The organism is Amaricoccus sp. (assembly GCF_017995835.1).
Lineage (GTDB): Bacteria > Pseudomonadota > Alphaproteobacteria > Rhodobacterales > Rhodobacteraceae > Amaricoccus.
On the sequence record NZ_JAGOID010000005.1, the window covers coordinates 56,640 to 71,899 of the forward strand.

Genomic DNA, 15,260 nt, shown 5'->3' on the forward strand with positions numbered 1-15,260 from the left:
CGGGCCGGGCAGGCGATACGTCCCGCCTATGCCTGCCCCCCATCCATCCGGGGCCGCCCCGGCGGCCCGTCCCTCGCACCCGCTCAAGGCCTTCGCCTGGATGCTCGGCGCCATCGCCTCCTTCGCGGCGATGGCCGTCGCGGGCCGCGAGATCCAGGTCGAGATGAACACCTTCGAGCTGATGCTCTACCGCTCCGCGATCGGCTTCGCCGTCATCGCCGCGATCGTGCTCGCCTCGGGGCGACCGGGCGAGATCGTCGCCAGCCGCCACCCCTGGCTCCACGTGAAGCGCAACGCCGCGCACTACCTAGGCCAGAACCTCTGGTTCTTCGCGGTGACGCTGATCCCGCTCGGCCAGCTCGCCGCGCTCGAGTTCACCAACCCGATCTGGGTCGTGCTGCTCGCCCCGTTCTTCCTCGGCGAGGCGATGACGAAGCCACGGCTGCTCGCGGCCGGGCTCGGCTTCGTCGGCGTGCTGATCGTCGCCGAGCCCGGCGTCGCACCGTTCGGCGCCGGCCAGGCCGCGGCGCTCGTCGCCGGCCTCGCCTTCGCGCTCAACACGATTTACACCCGCAAGATCATGACGTGGGATCCGGTGCTCTGCGTCCTCTTCTGGATGACGCTGGCCCAGGGGTTCGCGAGCCTCGTCCTGTCGATGCCCGGCGGGATCCCCGTTCCTTCCGCGGCGATCGCGCCGTGGATCGCCGTCGTCGGCCTGACCGGGCTCTCGGCGCATTACTGCCTCACATCGGCGCTCGGCCAGGCGCCGGCGAGCGTCGTCGCGCCGATGGAGTTCCTCCGCCTGCCGATCGTCGCCACCCTGGGGATGCTCGTCTACCACGAGCCCCTGCGTCTCGCCGTCTTCGTCGGCGCGGCGGTGATCATCGTCGGCAACCTCGTCGGCCTGCGCGCCGCCCGCCGAGGCGCCGGATAGGACCCGCGCCCCCTTTTGCAGGGGACGGCGGCGTGATACGCGGGCGCCGCAAAGTACACCGTGACCGGAGCCCTCCATGAACATCGACAAGATCCCTGCCGGCAAGAACCCGCCGCACGACGTCAACGTGGTGATCGAGATCACCGGCGGCGCCGCGGGCGGCGCGCCCGTCAAGTACGAGATCGACAAGGATTCTGGCGCGGTCTTCGTCGACCGTATCGTCAACACCCCGATGTTCTACCCCTGCAACTACGGCTTCGTGCCGAACACCCTGCACGCCGACGGCGACCCGACCGACGTGCTGGTGCTCTGCGATTTCCCCCTCCAGCCCGGCATCGTCATCCGCTGCCGCCCGGTCGGCGTCCTCAAGATGGAGGACGACGGCGGCATGGACGACAAGCTGATCGCCGTGCCCGTCGAGAAGGTCGACCCGTTCCAGGCCGGCATCCAGGACCTCGAGGACGTCGCCCAGAAGACCCGCGACCGCATCAAGCACTTCTTCGAGCACTACAAGGACCTCGAGGAAGGCAAGTGGGTCAAGGTCATCGGCTGGGGCGACAAGGCCGAGGCGGTGAGCATCCTCCAAGCCTCGCTCGACGCGGTGAACAAGAAGGGCTGATCGCCCGACGATAAGCTTGCGGCTACCTGTTGCCGATATGCAACCGCCCCGCATGGGGCGGTTCTGCTTTCATAGTTGATTTTCAGTTGCATAGCCGGAGGCGCCGCCAGAGCGCCGTCCGCGCCGGCACACTTGACGTTCGGTCAGGACTTGACCCGAACGGCCGACAATCCACCAATATTACTACAACAAGTCGAAAAGACGTCGTAGACGGAGGAAACGATGAGCGCAGTATCCGTGCGCAATGGCGCCGTGTTCCTTGCATGCGCCTGCACCATCCCGGGCGCGGCCTTCGCCGCCGCGCTCGAGCGCGCGGTGCCGGCGCTGGTTCGCATCCTCTACGAGGACGGGACATACGGCGAGATCGGCGCCGTCTACACGCACCCGGAACTGGAGGGCAAGAACGGACAGCTGCCGCCGAGCCTGGGCGGCTTCCCGGTCTCGGGCAACACCGGCAACCTGCTGCGCAGCGACTGGAAGTTCGGCGGCGCGCTCAAGGGCGACATCAACGAGCAGCTCTCCTGGATCCTCGTGCTCGACCAGCCCTACGTCGCCAACACCTACTACTCGCACGGCAGCTTCCCGGCCGCGTTCAACTACGGCGGCACTGACGCGGATCTCGACACCTGGCAGGCCGCCGCCGGCCTCGCCTACGACGCGACGGACCGCATCAAGATCTATGGCGGCGTCCGCGCCCAGCGGCTCGAAGCCAGCGCCGCCATTCCCTTCCTCGCCGGATACGAGATCGACGCCGACGCCGAATGGGGTTGGGGCGGCTTCGTCGGCGCGGCCTACGCCCGGCCCGAGATCGGGCTCCGGGTGGAGCTGACCTACCAGTCGAAGATCAGCTACGACCTCTCGACCACCGAACAGTCGAATCTCGGCCGCCTCCGCGACACGACCGACGTGGACACGCCGCAGTCGGTGACGCTGGAGGCCCAGACCGGCATCAACGAGAAAACCCTCGCCTTCGGCTCGGTTCGCTGGGTCCAATGGTCCGAATTCGCGATCGCGCCGACGATGTACGGCGACATCACCGAGCTGGCGTTGCAGGAGCGCCGGGCGCTCGTCGACTACACGGACGACTGGTGGACCTACAGCATCGGCGTCGCCCGCCAGCTTCGCGACGACCTGGCGGGCACGTTCTCGGTCACCTACGAGCCGCAGGTGAACGAGGTGATGACGACGCTCGGTCCCGTCGACGGCCGCACCATGCTCGGCGTCGGGCTCAGCTACGACGTCGGCAAAGTAAACCTCGCCGGAGGCGTCAGCTACGGCTGGCTCGGCGACGCGACCAACCTTCTCGACACCAAGTACCGGGACGGCACCATCCTCGCGCTCGGTTTCCGGGTCGGCTACAGCTTCTGATCGGACCGGCGGCCGCAGCGTGCTTCAGCGCAGCCGCCGGATCGCCATCAGCGGCGCGAGGCGGGCCTCCCGCAGGAAGGTGGCCAGCAGCGCAGGATCCGGACCGGCGTTCGCTGTCGTCGCGGTGTCTCCGGCCGCGAGCCCGCCGGTGACGAAAAGCGCGTCGAGGTTCTCGCCCATGGCGCCGAGGATGTCGGTCGCCACGCCGTCGCCGATGGCGAGGATCTCCTCCGGCGTCACCTCGAAGCCCAGCTTCCCGGAGATGCGCCGCCGGGCCAGCCCATAGATCGGCGGGTGCGGCTTGCCGAAATAGAAGCTCTCTCCGCCCGCCGCCGCATAGGCCTCGGCGATCGCGCCGGCGCAGTAGATCCGCTTCTCGCCCACGTCCACCACGATGTCGGGGTTGGCGCAGAGAAGGCGCAGGCCGCGGGTCTTGCCGTGGAGGATCAGCGCCCGGTAGTCCTCCGGCGTCTCGGTGGCGTCGTCGAAGAGCCCGGTGCAGACGATGCCTTCCGCCTCCTCGATCGGGACGAGCTCGACGTCGAAGGGTCGCCCCTCGGCGTCGCGAAAGAACGCGAGGTCGCGCTCCGGGCCGACATGGTGGACGCGCCGGCCGAAGCGCCCGCTGGCGAGCGCCTCCTGCGCCGCGTCGCCCGAGGAGACGATGAGGTCGTAGCACGAGGCCGGCGCGCCCAGCGCCTCGAGCTGGCGCGCGACGTTCGCCGCCGGCCGCGGCGAGTTGGTCAGCAGCACCACGGCGCCGCCGCGGGCGCGGAACCGCTCCAGCGCGGCGACGGCTTCGGGATAGGCGCGCACGCCGTCGTGGAGGCAGCCCCACAGGTCGCAGTAGAGCACCTGGTAGCCCGGGGCGATGTCGTCGAGACTTTCGATGATGCGGGTCATGGCGTCCTGGAGGCTGGGCACGGCCCGCGCCTTAGACGAATTCTGCGCCGAGGCCCAGCACGGTCCCGCGCGCCGAGAGGCGCCGGAGCGGCGCGCGGGAGGCGTGCCGCTCCGGGCTCCCGCGCCCGCTCCGCCGGTGGGGACGACGGGCGGCGCGGAGACGGCTCAGGCGAGGTCGAAGCGGTCGGCGTTCATTACCCTGTTCCATGCGGCGACGAAATCGCGGAGGAAACGCCGCTGGTCCGCCCCGCCATAGGCCTCGGCGAGCGCGCGAAGCTGCGAGTTCGAGCCAAAGACGAGATCGACCCGGGTCGCCGTCCATTTCGGCTCGCCCGTCGCGCGGTCGCGCCCCTCGTAGACGTCCTCGGCCGCCGACAGCGGCGCCCAGCGCACGCCCATGTCGAGCAGGTTGACGAAGAAGTCGTTCGTCAGCGTCTCCGGCCGGTCGGTAAAGGCGCCGTGATGCGAGCCGCCGTGGTTCGCCCCGAGGACCCGCAGGCCGCCGACGAGGACGGTCATCTCCGGGGCCGAGAGCGTCAGGAGCTGCGCCTTGTCGACGAGGAGCGCCTCCGCGGTGATCGCGTACTGCTTCTTCAGGTAGTTGCGAAAGCCGTCGGCCGCCGGTTCGAGCTGATCGAAGGACTCGATGTCAGTCTGCTCCTGCGTCGCGTCGGTGCGGCCCGGAACGAAGGGAACCTCGAGGTCGTGGCCCGCCTTCTTCGCGGCGAGTTCGATGGCTGCCGCGCCGCCGAGCACGATCAGGTCGGCGAGCGAGACCTTCTTGCCGTCGCGGCGGCCCTCCTCGAATCGCTGCCTGATGGCCTCGAGCTGCGCGAGGACCGGCGCCAGCGCCTCGGGCTGGTTCACGTCCCAGTCCTTCTGCGGCGCGAGCCGGATCCGCGCGCCGTTGGCGCCGCCGCGCTTGTCCGAACCGCGGAAGGTCGAGGCCGACGCCCAGGCCGTCGACACGAGCTGCGAGATCGAGAGCCCGGAATCGAGGATCTCGGCCTTGAGGTTGGCGACGTCGGCCTCGTCGACCAGCGGGTGATCCACCGTCGGCAGCGGATCCTGCCAGATCAGATCCTCGGCGGGAACCTCCGGGCCGAGGTAGCGCGACTTCGGGCCCATGTCGCGGTGGGTCAGCTTGAACCAGGCCCGCGCGAAGGCGTCGGCAAAAAGGTCCGGGTTCTCGAAGAAACGCCGCGAGATCCGCTCGTAGTCGGGGTCGGCACGGAGCGAGATGTCGGTGGTCAGCATCGCCGGCGCCCGGCGCCTGGTCTTGTCGAACGGATCGGGCACCGAGTTCGCGCCGGCGCCGTTCGTCGGCCGCCACTGATGCGCGCCGGCGGGGCTCCTGGTCAGCTCCCAGTCGTAGCCGAACAGGTTCCAGAAGAAGTTGTTGGTCCAGCGCGTCGGCGTCGAGGTCCAGATCACCTCGAGACCGGAGCCGATCGCGTCCGCGCCGACGCCCGTGCCGTGGCTGCTCGCCCAGCCGAGGCCCATCGCCTCGAGCGGCGCCGCCTCGGGCTCCGGCCCGACCAGAGCGGCGTCGCCGGCGCCGTGGGTCTTGCCGAAAGTGTGGCCGCCGGCGATCAGCGCGACGGTCTCCTCGTCGTCCATCGCCATGCGCTTGAACGTCTCGCGGATGTCGCGCGCCGCGGCGAGCGGGTCGGGATTGCCGTCCGGCCCCTCGGGATTGACGTAGATGAGACCCATCTGCACCGCAGCGAGCGGGTTCTCGAGATCGCGCTCGCCGGAATAGCGGCTGTTGCGGTTGTCGGGGCTGTTGCTGAGCGCCAGCCACTCGGTCTCGCCGCCCCAGTAGACGTCCTCCTCGGGCTCCCAGGTGTCGACGCGGCCGCCGGCGAAGCCGAAGGTCTTAAAGCCCATCGACTCGAGCGCGACGTTGCCCGTCAGCACGATCAGGTCGGCCCAGGAGATCGCGTCGCCGTATTTCTGCTTGATCGGCCAGAGCAGGCGGCGGGCCTTGTCGAGGTTGACGTTGTCGGGCCAGGAGTTCAGCGGCGCGAACCGCTGCTGCCCGCGACCTGCGCCGCCGCGGCCGTCGCCGGTGCGGTAGGTGCCGGCCGCGTGCCAGGCCATGCGGATGAAGAGCCCGCCGTAATGGCCGAAATCCGCCGGCCACCACGGCTGGCTGTCGGTCATCAGCGCGGTGAGATCCCGCTTCAGGCCGTCATAGTCCAGCCCGCGGAACGCCTCGGCATAGTCGAAATCCACGCCCATCGGGCTCGCGGCGGCGCTGTTCTGGTGAAGGATGCGGAGGTTGAGCTGGTTCGGCCACCAGTCGCGGCTCGACCGCAACGTCGCATTCGACCCGACCGTCGCATGGGCCACCGGGCAGCCGCCCGCCCTGTCCTCGACCTTGGCGTCCATAATTCCACACCTCCCCGCCTGAGTGCGCATCCGCGCCGGTCCCGCGCGGGGAAGCCGGATCGGAACCGTTCCTGACTGGCTCGACGGGTAGCAGCGGAATCCGATAAGGGGAAATTGCATTTCCTTGCAAAACTGATAATCAAATCTAATGGAGATCACCCTGCGCCAGCTTCGCTACCTGATCTCCCTCGCCGAGGAGGGGCATTTCGGCCGCGCCGCGGCGGCGGTGAACGTCAGCCAGCCGGCGCTTTCGGTGCAGATCCGCGAGCTGGAGGCGACGCTCGGGGCCCAGCTCGTCGAGCGACGGGCACGGGAGGTGGTGCTGACGCCGGCGGGGCGCGAGATCCTGCGCCGGGCGCGGCGGGTGATGGACGAGATCTCCGACCTGACCCAGGTGGCGCGCTGGCAGCGCGGGCTCGGGGGGCGGCTGCGGCTCGGCGTCATCCCGACGGTGGCGCCCTACCTGCTGCCGGCGGCGCTGCCGCTCCTGCGCAGCCGCAATCCGACGCTCGACCTCGGGGTGCGCGAGGCGCAGACGCGCGCCCTGGTCGAGGAGTTGCGCCGGGGGGAACTCGACGCCGCTGTCATGGCGCTGCCCGCCGGAGCGCCCGACCTCGTCGAGCAGCCGCTCTTCGAGGACCGCTTTCTCCTCGCCGGCTCGGCCGGGCAGGTGGCGGAGTTCGGCCGTGGCGGCATCGACCCGCGGGCCATGGCGGCGGAGCGGCTCTTGCTGCTCGACGACGGACACTGCCTCGCGGATCAGGCGGTCGACGCCTGCGCGCTCGCGCCCGACGACGCGCCGCTAAACCTGCGCGCGTCCAGCCTTTCGACGCTGTGCCGGCTGGCGGAGGAAGGGTTCGGGCTGACGCTGGTTCCGGAACTCGCCGTGCGGATCGAGACGGCGGCGGCGCCGCGGCTGGCGCTCGCGCGCTTCGCCGGGCCGGAGCCGCGGCGAACGATCGGGCTTGCCCGCCGATCCCAGTCGCAGGACGACGGCTGGTTCGCGGAGCTGACGCGAATTCTCGCGCGCGCCGGTCGCGACGAGATCGCCCACGCGGCCGTTGCGGCGCCGGAGCTTGGCGCCGCGGCGACGTCGCGGTAAGGACGGACGGAAAGGGGAGGATCCCATGGCCGAGCGAGACCTGAGCGACAGGACCCAGCGCCACCCCGAGAAGGCGCACCGCCCCGATGCGCCGCTCCTGCGCAAGCCGGAGTGGATCCGGGTCAAGGCCCCGACCTCCGACGGCTACAAGCGCACCCGCGACATCCTGCGCGACAACCGCCTCGTCACCGTCTGCGAGGAGGCGGGCTGCCCGAACGTCGGCGAGTGCTGGTCCCAGGGTCACGCCACCATGATGATCATGGGCGAGATCTGCACCCGCGGCTGCACGTTCTGCAACGTCGCCACCGGCCGCCCCGACGCGCTCGACGCCTTCGAGCCGCTGCGGGTCGCCGTCGCGGTCGAGAAGCTCGGGCTGAACCATGTCGTCATCACCTCGGTCGATCGCGACGACCTCGACGACGGCGGCGCGGAGCACATCGCCCAGACCATCCGCGCCGTGCGCCGAAAGAACCCGGCAACCACGATCGAGGTGCTGACGCCGGATTTCCTGCGCTGCCCGCCCTCGGCGCTCGAGGCGGTGGTCGAGGCGCGCCCCGACGTCTTCAACCACAACCTCGAGACCGTGCCCGGCCTCTATCCCGAGGTCCGTCCCGGCGCCCGCTACTTCCACTCGCTCCGGCTGCTGCAACGGGTGAAGGAACTCGATCCCGCGGCGTTCACCAAGTCCGGGATCATGGTCGGCCTCGGCGAGGACCGGCAAGCGGTGCTTCAGGTCATGGACGACCTGCGCGCGGCCGACGTGGATTTCCTGACCGTCGGCCAGTACCTCCAGCCGACGCCGAAGCACCACGCCGTGCGGCATTTCGTGACCCCCGAGGAGTTCTCCGGCTACGAAAAGGCGGCCTGGGGCAAGGGCTTCCTGATGGTCTCGGCCACGCCGCTCACCCGGTCGAGCTATCACGCCGGCTCGGACTTCGAACGCCTGCGCGCCGCCCGGCTGGCAAGGCTCGGGCAGGCCTGACCCACGTCCCGCTGTCCGTAGTGTAGGGTGGGTGATTCACCCACCCTACACAAGCTGATCCCGTTTCGCCCGGATCTTCCGCAGGGTGGGTGACACCCACCCTGCGCGGCCCGGCTCAGAGCACGAAGTCGGTGGGGATATACATCCCCGCGGTGACGCCGGCGCCGTCGGCGATCCGGATCGCCATCTCTGGCGCGTTGTCGGCGTCGACGTTGGCGTAGACCACGGTTTCGCCGCCGGCCTCGTTGCGCAGCCAGACCGAGCCCGGCGCAGTGGCCGGCGGGTTCGGCGCCTGGATCCAGCCGAGGAAGGCGAAGGTCTGGTTGCCGGGCGCGGCGGCGAGCTGGTTGGCGTCGATCGTCGCGAGGTTGATCACGTCGCCCCCAGCGACGCCCGCGCCGTCGAAGCCCGTGATCACGTCGCGCGCCGCCGCCCCCGGGCCCGAGTCGGTGACGAAGTCATAGTCGAAGACGTCAGCGGCGGCGTCGCCGCTGATCGTGTCGGCGCCACCGCCGCCGCGGATGGTGTCCACGCCGCCGAGCCCGAGCAGGATGTTGTTCGCACCGTTGCCGACGATGACGTTGCCAAGCCCGTTGCCGGTGCCGTTGATCGGGGCCGCGCCGGTCAGCGTCAGGTTCTCGATCGTGGCCCCGAGCGCGTAGCTGATCGAGCTCCGCACCGTGTCGGTTCCGGCGCTGTCGATCACGACGTCGCCCGGATTGTCCACGACGTAGTTGTCGTTGCCGGTGCTGCCGTTCATCACGTCGGCCCCGGTTCCGCCGTCGAGGAAGTCGTTGCCGCCGCCCGCGTTCAGCGTGTCGTTGGCCCCGAGGCCCATCAGCGTGTTGTTCGCGCCGTTGCCGTTGATGACGTTGGCGCGGGCGTTGCCCGTGCCGTTGATCGGGGCCGCGCCGGTCAGCGTCAGGTTCTCCATGTTGGCGCTGAGCGTGTGGTTGACGCTCGAGTCGACGCGGTCGATGCCGCCGCCGAAGATCACGAACGGGGACTCGCTCGCGCTGTCGCCCGCGTTGTCGACGACGTAGACGTCGTTGCCGGTGCCGCCGTCCATGTCGTCGGCCCCGGTCCCGCCGTTCAGGAGATCGTTGTTCGAGCCGCCGTTCAACTCGTCGGCCCCGGCCTCGCCGTAGAGCGAGTCATCGCCAGTCGAGCCGTTCAGCTCGTCGTCGCCGTCGCCGCCCCAGGCGGTGTCGGCGCCGCCGCCCATGTTCAGCGTGTCGGCGCCGCCGCCGGCCTTGAAGGAGTCGTTGAAGGCGCTGCCCGTCATGGTGTCGTCGAGCGCCAGCACCTCGTTGAAGAAGTTCGTCGCGCCGGAGGTGATCACCGACATGCGCGCATTGTTGATCACCGGACCGAAGGCGTTCGGCCGGGTGATTCCCGAGATCACGACGTCGTTGACGTTGGTGTTGGAGAGGTCGACGTTGATCGTCGTCGCGACGCCCTGCGTGGCCGGACTGGCCGCGGTATTGATCCCGGAGCCCGTCACGTGGATGTCGTCGCCACCGGTGGTCAGCCAGGAGTAGCTGGTTGTCCCGGAGTTGGGTCCGGCCGGGTCGCGGCCGGCGAAGCTGAACTGGTTGCTCCCGAGAGTGATGAAGACGGCCTCTGTCGCCGCGGCTGCGTTCACGATGGTCATGGCAGATACCTCACTGGTTACATACGGTTACGGCAGGCATCGCGTCCTCGCGGGGCCAGGCCCCGTCTATTCTCTCTCCCTTCGTTCGAAACCGAGCCGGACCGGCCGGATGCGGCCGTCCGGGTAATGGCGTTTGGCGTAGAGGCGGCGCACGCCCGGCAGGGCGGCCGCCATGTGGTCGATGAGGAGCCGCGAGACCTCGGGCGCGTCGGCCTGCCAGAAGTTCAGGACGAGACAGTCGCCCTGCCCCGCGTCGCCCTCGCCGAACCCGCGCTCGTCGCGGAGCCAGGCCTCGGCGACCGGCTCGGTCGCCAGCGCCCAGCCGGCGAAGCCGACCGTCGCCGGGCCGCGCAGCGCGAAGGCATAGTGGCCGCGGTTCACCTGGCCGGCCAGCGCCCGGGCGATGTGGCCGAACGGCGCCCGGGCGAAGGCCGGGCAGGTCATCAGATGCGCGCAGGCCCGGCCGAAGGCCGCGTCGGGAGCGATCCCGGTCACGACGCGGAGCGCGCGCAGATCCGCATGCCGCTGAAGCATGGTCGAGGCGCCTTTTACTTTGGGACTGCCGGAAAAGCCGGCGAAGCAATCCTGAAACCGGCGAGAACCGCCGCAACTCCAACGAGCACAACATAGCCCGAATCGATCGCTTCGCGCAAGCGTCTCGGCCGCGCTTCCACCGGCTTCCGGGCAAGCCCGGCCACCACATGTTGGGGCTCCGGACTGAAGGGGATAGGCCTTCGCACAGGAAATCACTCCGGACGGCTTATCCCTTTGATTCCAGTGCCTACCGAGCGAAGCATGGGAGCAATCCTGCACCGGCTCGGCTTCACGCAGCTGTCGGCGCGGCCGCGGCATCCGGGCAGCGACGCGCAAGCGCAGGAGCTATATTGAGCTACTCCCCGACCCTTGGACAGATTTCCGGCTCATTTGAGCTACTGCCTGCACCTGCTGATCGGTTCTGACACCAGCCGCCAGATCTTCTGACTCGTGAGGGATTCCCATACGTTGTCGGACGTGGTTTCTCTCGTCGAGGCAGCGAGGGAACGGGCATGGCCATCGAGATCGAGCGGAGGGAGCATACGGCGGCGGACCTGCGCCGGCTGGCGTGTCGGGCGGCGAGCCCGGCACAGGCGCGGCGGATGCTGGTAATCGCGCTGGTGATGGAGGGGGTGGACCGGACGACGGCGGCGAAGAGCGGCGGGATGGACCGCCAGACGCTGCGGGACTGGGTGCATCGCTATAATGCCGAGGGGATCGCGGGGCTCGTCGACCGGCCGCGACCGGGGCGACGGCCGCGGCTCTCGCCCGCGCAGGTGGCGGAGCTGGCGGCGATCGTCGAGACCGGGCCGGACATAGCGGTGGACGGGGTGGTGCGCTGGCGCTGCGTCGACCTCAAGGGCGTGGCCGCGGATCGCTTCGATGTGGCGCTGTCGGAGCGCCAGGTCGGGCGGATCCTGAACCGGCAGGGCTACAGGCGGCTGAAGCCGCGGCCCCCGGGTGCTGAGCGCCCGGTTACGTTCGAGATGCGCGAGGCCAGAACCTTGCGTGAACCAATCCATCACGGCGACCAGATAGAGGAAGCCCCGACACATCGGCAGGTAGGTGGTGTCGGCACACCAGACCCGACCCGGACGATCTAGCCGCAGCCCGCTCAGAGCCTGTGAATCAAACGGCGCGAGTCACACGGGTCCGGTTCGGTTATCGTCGTCATTGCGATGATCTTCCGGAGTGTGGCATGGCGGATGAGGCGGACGGGCTCTGGCATCCGCGGATGGACGGCGATCGGGCGCATCGCTGGTTGCGTGCCTGCCTACGCCGCGGCTGCGCTTCGGTGGCCATGCGCCTGGCGCCTGGCGACCCGCTGGCCCGGTCCGGCCAGGCGCCGGGATCACCCGGCCCCGTCGTCGATCCTTCCCCGGGCAAGGATGTCCTCGACCGGCGGCAGGGCGGCCAGCGCTTCGGGCATGACATCTTCGCTATCGGGGGCCGGACCTTCCCAGCCGGGGTCTTCGGAGCGGCCGACGACGATGCGGCCGACCATTGCCGCCATCTCGTGCGGGATGCAGTAGAAGTCGTAGACCCCCGGCACATCCAGCACGATCTCGGCGGATTCGCCCGGCAGCAGGAACCCGGTGTCCCAAGGCCGCGCGGCGGCGGGGATGCGGCGCAGGCGGTCGTAGTTGTCGGGGTGATAGGCGGTCGAGGTATGGCTGTTGCCCGGATCACGGTTGACGAAGTGAACCGTGGTTCCCCGAGCGACGGCCAGCCCGCGCGGCGCGAACCAGATCCGCTCGCCCCGCGCGCTGCCGCGCATCTCGATTGCCTCGACCGGCGCCGCCAGCAGGCGGCGCGGGCCAAGGACGAGGGCGGCGCCAAGGCCGCCCCCGATGGCCAGAAGCTGGCGGCGAGTGGCGCTCATTTCGCCAGCCGTCCCTTGGCGCCTTCGTCGTGATAGAGCACGACATGCGCATGGGGTTTTTCGACGCCGGGGTGACCTGCGTTGTAGTAGATGTCGACGCTGCTGACATCGTGCGCCCCGACCGTCAGCCCGTCGAAGGAGACGCCGTTCTCGAGATCCTCCAGCGGGACCATGTAGATCGTGGCCGACAGCTTGCCGTCGTGGTCATAGGCCAGGAAGGGGCCGGCCGGCAGCCGGGCGGGCTCGACGAACAGGGTGCCGAGCCCGGGAATGAAGGCCGGCAGCGGCAGCGCCTCGCTGACCTGCACATAGGGTGCGCCCGGGGGCGCAGAAGCCGGCGCGCCTTCGTCATGGGCAAAGGCGGGGGCGGCGACCGACAGCGACGCTGCGGCCAGGAGGGACGACAGGAGTTTCACGGGGTTTCCTTTCGGAGATGGAGAGACCCTTTCACCGGGCCTCGAACCATTGGATGCGGCATCGCGAAAAAACGTTCCCCGGGTCTGGCCGGGTCGGGGCGGGAGGGCGCATGATGGAAACTGCAACCGGCCGGGAACGCGACGGGCCATCGCCGCATCCAATGATCAGGCGCGGGATCCGCCCGACAGCCATCCGAACGATGGGGAGTGAAGATGCACAAGATCACGCAACCGACGCCGCCCCGCCGCCCCGCCGAAGCCCCGGACGCGGGCTTGGTGCAGCGCGCAGCAAACGGTGACACAGCCGCCTTCGAGGCGATCATGCGGCGCCACAACCAGCGCCTGTTCCGCACCGCACGCGGCATCCTGCGCAGCGATGCCGAGGCCGAGGACGCCGTGCAGGAGGCCTGGCTGCACGCCTGGCGCGCGTTCCCCGGCTTTCGCGGCGAAAGCGGCCTTTCGACCTGGCTGGTCCGCATCACCGCCAACGAGGCGCTTGGCCGGTTGCGGCGCAAGGGCGCGCAGATCATTCCGCTGGAGGTGGCGATGACCTCGTCCGACAACGACACCCTTTCGGCCCTGGTCGATCCGCCCGACCGTGGCCCGGAACAGACGGTCGACCGGGCGCAGCTTCGCGCCATCGTCGAGGCGCGCATCGACCTTCTGCCCGAGGCGTTCCGCAGCGTCTTCGTGCTGCGTGCCATCGAGGAGATGAGCGTCGAGGAGGTGGCCGAGGCGCTGGCGATCCCCGCCGCCACGGTGCGGACGCGATATTTCCGCGCGCGGTCACTCTTGCGCGAAAGTCTGGCGCAAGAGTTCGACATGGCCTTGGGCAGCGTCTTCGGCTTTGCCGGCGCGCGCTGCGACCGGATCGTGGCGAACGTCATGGCGCGGGTGCGGGCCGAGGGGTTCTGGCGCAAGGACTGAGCTGACCGCGGCCGCGAAACCGGCAGGCCAAAGGTCCGCGAGGGGGAGGGCAGACAATGGCGGTCACGGCCTTCGTGCTGGCGGGCGGCGGCAGCTTGGGTGCGGTGCAGGTCGGCATGCTGATGGCGCTGACTGCGGCGGGCGTGAGGCCCGATTTCGTCATCGGCTCATCGGTCGGGGCGCTCAATGCGGCCTATTTCACCGGCGCGCCCGATCAGGCCGGGGTGGAACGCCTTGCCGAAATCTGGTGCGGGCTGCGTCGGTCGGACGTCTTTCCCTTCTCGCTGACCCGGGTCCTGGGAGTTTTGCGCCGCTCGAGCAGCATCGTCGACCCAGCGCCGCTGCGGCGCCTGCTGGAAACCCGCATCCCCTTTGCCCGGATCGAGGACGCGCGCCTGCCGCTGCATGTGATGGCGACCGACCAGCAGGGCCTTGCGGTGCGGCTGTCGTCGGGGCCGGTGATCGAGGCGATCCTGGCCAGCGCGGCGGTGCCGGGGATCTTTCCGCCGGTCACCATCGGCGCCCGCCAACTGATGGATGGCGCGATTGCCGCCAACACGCCGCTGCACATGGCGGTCGGGCTCGGGGCCACGCGGATCATCGTGCTGCCGACTGGCTATGCCTGCACCCTGACCACGCCGCCGCAGGGCGCCATTGCCCGCGTGCTGCACGCAGTGACCCTGCTGATCGCCTGGCAGTTGATGCACGAGATCGAGACCATGCCCGCAGGCGCGACCGCGCATCTGGCCCCGACGCTCTGCCCCCTGGCGGTCTCACCCTATGATTTCACCGCCGCGCACCGGCTGGTCGCGCGGGCGCACAGCGGGACAGCGGCATGGATCGCTGCCGGCGGCCTGACCCGCCCCTCCCGCGCCAGTGAACTGGCCGCGCATCACCATCACTGATCCGGACGAAACATCGACCGTCCTGCCGAGGGGGTGCCGAGTTGCGGCTGGCATGCGGTCGACTTTGGCCACTGTCGCACAAGTTCTTCACCGTTGGCGGCACATCGCATTCCGGCAAGATTGCTCGGGCAGACCTGCTTGAATGCAAGGCTCCACGCAGCCTGCCGTCCCGTCGCTTGGTGAAGTGGTCTGTTCCAGAGAGTGGCCGGGCAGCGGAATCCGCAGGATTGCGCAGGCTCCATGCCAGCTATATTCAATCGAATATAACGAATCCGTCCCAACCACGGCGCGACAGACCGTTCCTGCACCGGAGAACCGCCCATGATCCAACCTCGTTTCATCGCTGCACTGAAGGTCTCACTGACGCTTGCCGGGCTGACGCTTGCCATGCCCGCCTGGGCCGATCGCGTCGTGACCGACCAGATCGGGCGCGAGGTCCACGTTCCCGATGTCGTGGAACGTGCGGTCATCCTGCAGCACCAGACCCTGAACATCGCGGTGCAGCTTGATGCGATGGGCAAGGTCGTGGGGGTGCTCGACGAATGGAAGAAGCAGCTCGGCGCCGGCTATGAACGGCTCGCACCCGGACTGGCAGAGCTGCCGATGCCGGGCGGGCTGAAGGCGGTCAACATCGAGGAAC

14 protein-coding genes and 3 pseudogenes are annotated in these 15,260 nt (G+C 69.4%); 10 read left to right on the plus strand and 7 right to left on the minus strand.

Annotated elements, in window-relative coordinates; all coding sequences use genetic code 11:
- Positions 1-28: 28 nt before the first annotated feature.
- From KBA23_RS01810 to KBA23_RS01820, 3 genes are all read left to right on the plus strand, one after another.
- Entirely contained in the window at positions 29-934 is a 906-nt protein-coding gene (locus tag KBA23_RS01810) for a DMT family transporter (protein WP_290736065.1), read from the plus strand.
- Positions 935-1,010: 76 nt separating this feature from the next.
- Positions 1,011-1,553, plus strand: a complete 543-nt coding sequence (gene ppa / locus KBA23_RS01815; protein ID WP_290736068.1) for an inorganic diphosphatase — start codon at positions 1,011-1,013, stop codon at positions 1,551-1,553.
- 222 nt (positions 1,554-1,775) lie between these two features.
- Positions 1,776-2,921, plus strand: a complete 1,146-nt coding sequence (locus KBA23_RS01820) for an outer membrane protein transport protein (RefSeq protein ID WP_290736072.1) — start codon at positions 1,776-1,778, stop codon at positions 2,919-2,921.
- A gap of 24 nt (positions 2,922-2,945) precedes the next feature.
- On the opposite strand, the gene KBA23_RS01825 is transcribed toward KBA23_RS01820, so the two are convergent.
- Complete coding sequence (locus KBA23_RS01825) at positions 2,946-3,824, minus strand: TIGR01459 family HAD-type hydrolase (RefSeq protein WP_290736109.1); 879 nt, start codon at positions 3,822-3,824, stop codon at positions 2,946-2,948.
- Between the two features lie 165 nt (positions 3,825-3,989).
- Positions 3,990-6,218: a catalase/peroxidase HPI gene (gene katG / locus KBA23_RS01830; RefSeq protein WP_290736076.1), complete on the minus strand. Its 2,229-nt coding sequence runs from the start codon at positions 6,216-6,218 to the stop codon at positions 3,990-3,992.
- A gap of 148 nt (positions 6,219-6,366) precedes the next feature.
- Here katG and KBA23_RS01835 point away from each other — a divergent pair, with 148 nt between their 5' ends.
- Both KBA23_RS01835 and lipA read left to right on the plus strand, forming a co-directional pair.
- Positions 6,367-7,320, plus strand: coding sequence for a LysR substrate-binding domain-containing protein (locus tag KBA23_RS01835; protein ID WP_290736079.1), 954 nt, complete (start codon positions 6,367-6,369; stop codon positions 7,318-7,320).
- A gap of 25 nt (positions 7,321-7,345) precedes the next feature.
- Complete coding sequence (gene lipA / locus KBA23_RS01840) at positions 7,346-8,302, plus strand: lipoyl synthase (protein ID WP_290736082.1); 957 nt, start codon at positions 7,346-7,348, stop codon at positions 8,300-8,302.
- A gap of 115 nt (positions 8,303-8,417) precedes the next feature.
- On the opposite strand, the gene KBA23_RS01845 is transcribed toward lipA, so the two are convergent.
- Together KBA23_RS01845 and KBA23_RS01850 are read right to left on the minus strand one after the other, a co-directional pair.
- Entirely contained in the window at positions 8,418-9,956 is a 1,539-nt protein-coding gene (locus KBA23_RS01845) for a calcium-binding protein (protein ID WP_290736085.1), read from the minus strand.
- A gap of 66 nt (positions 9,957-10,022) precedes the next feature.
- Complete coding sequence (locus KBA23_RS01850; protein WP_290736088.1) at positions 10,023-10,490, minus strand: hypothetical protein; 468 nt, start codon at positions 10,488-10,490, stop codon at positions 10,023-10,025.
- A 261-nt stretch (positions 10,491-10,751) separates the two neighbouring features.
- Here KBA23_RS01850 and KBA23_RS16815 point away from each other — a divergent pair, with 261 nt between their 5' ends.
- A complete protein-coding gene (locus KBA23_RS16815) occupies positions 10,752-10,844 on the plus strand; it encodes a winged helix-turn-helix domain-containing protein (RefSeq protein ID WP_366935288.1) in 93 nt (30 codons plus the stop codon).
- Between the two features lie 248 nt (positions 10,845-11,092).
- Positions 11,093-11,434 (plus strand): annotated as a pseudogene (locus KBA23_RS01855) (helix-turn-helix domain-containing protein); the annotation flags it as partial.
- 35 nt (positions 11,435-11,469) lie between these two features.
- On the opposite strand, the pseudogene KBA23_RS01860 reads toward KBA23_RS01855, so the two are convergent.
- The 3 genes and pseudogenes from KBA23_RS01860 to KBA23_RS01870 form a co-directional block, all read right to left on the minus strand.
- Positions 11,470-11,599: pseudogene (locus tag KBA23_RS01860) on the minus strand (DDE-type integrase/transposase/recombinase); the annotation flags it as partial.
- Between the two features lie 242 nt (positions 11,600-11,841).
- On the minus strand, positions 11,842-12,372 hold the full coding sequence (locus tag KBA23_RS01865; RefSeq protein ID WP_290736091.1) for a plastocyanin/azurin family copper-binding protein: 531 nt from the start codon (positions 12,370-12,372) through the stop codon (positions 11,842-11,844).
- Positions 12,369-12,788, minus strand: a complete 420-nt coding sequence (locus KBA23_RS01870; RefSeq protein ID WP_290736094.1) for a hypothetical protein — start codon at positions 12,786-12,788, stop codon at positions 12,369-12,371. Before KBA23_RS01870 ends, KBA23_RS01865 begins: the two co-directional genes overlap by 4 nt.
- A 213-nt stretch (positions 12,789-13,001) precedes the next feature.
- On the opposite strand from KBA23_RS01870, the gene KBA23_RS01875 reads away from it, so the two are divergent.
- The 3 genes and pseudogenes from KBA23_RS01875 to KBA23_RS01885 all read left to right on the plus strand — a co-directional run.
- On the plus strand, positions 13,002-13,715 hold the full coding sequence (locus tag KBA23_RS01875; protein WP_290736097.1) for an RNA polymerase sigma factor: 714 nt from the start codon (positions 13,002-13,004) through the stop codon (positions 13,713-13,715).
- A gap of 56 nt (positions 13,716-13,771) precedes the next feature.
- Positions 13,772-14,620, plus strand: a complete 849-nt coding sequence (locus KBA23_RS01880) for a patatin-like phospholipase family protein (protein ID WP_290736100.1) — start codon at positions 13,772-13,774, stop codon at positions 14,618-14,620.
- 321 nt (positions 14,621-14,941) lie between these two features.
- Positions 14,942-15,260 (plus strand): annotated as a pseudogene (locus KBA23_RS01885) (hypothetical protein); the annotation flags it as partial.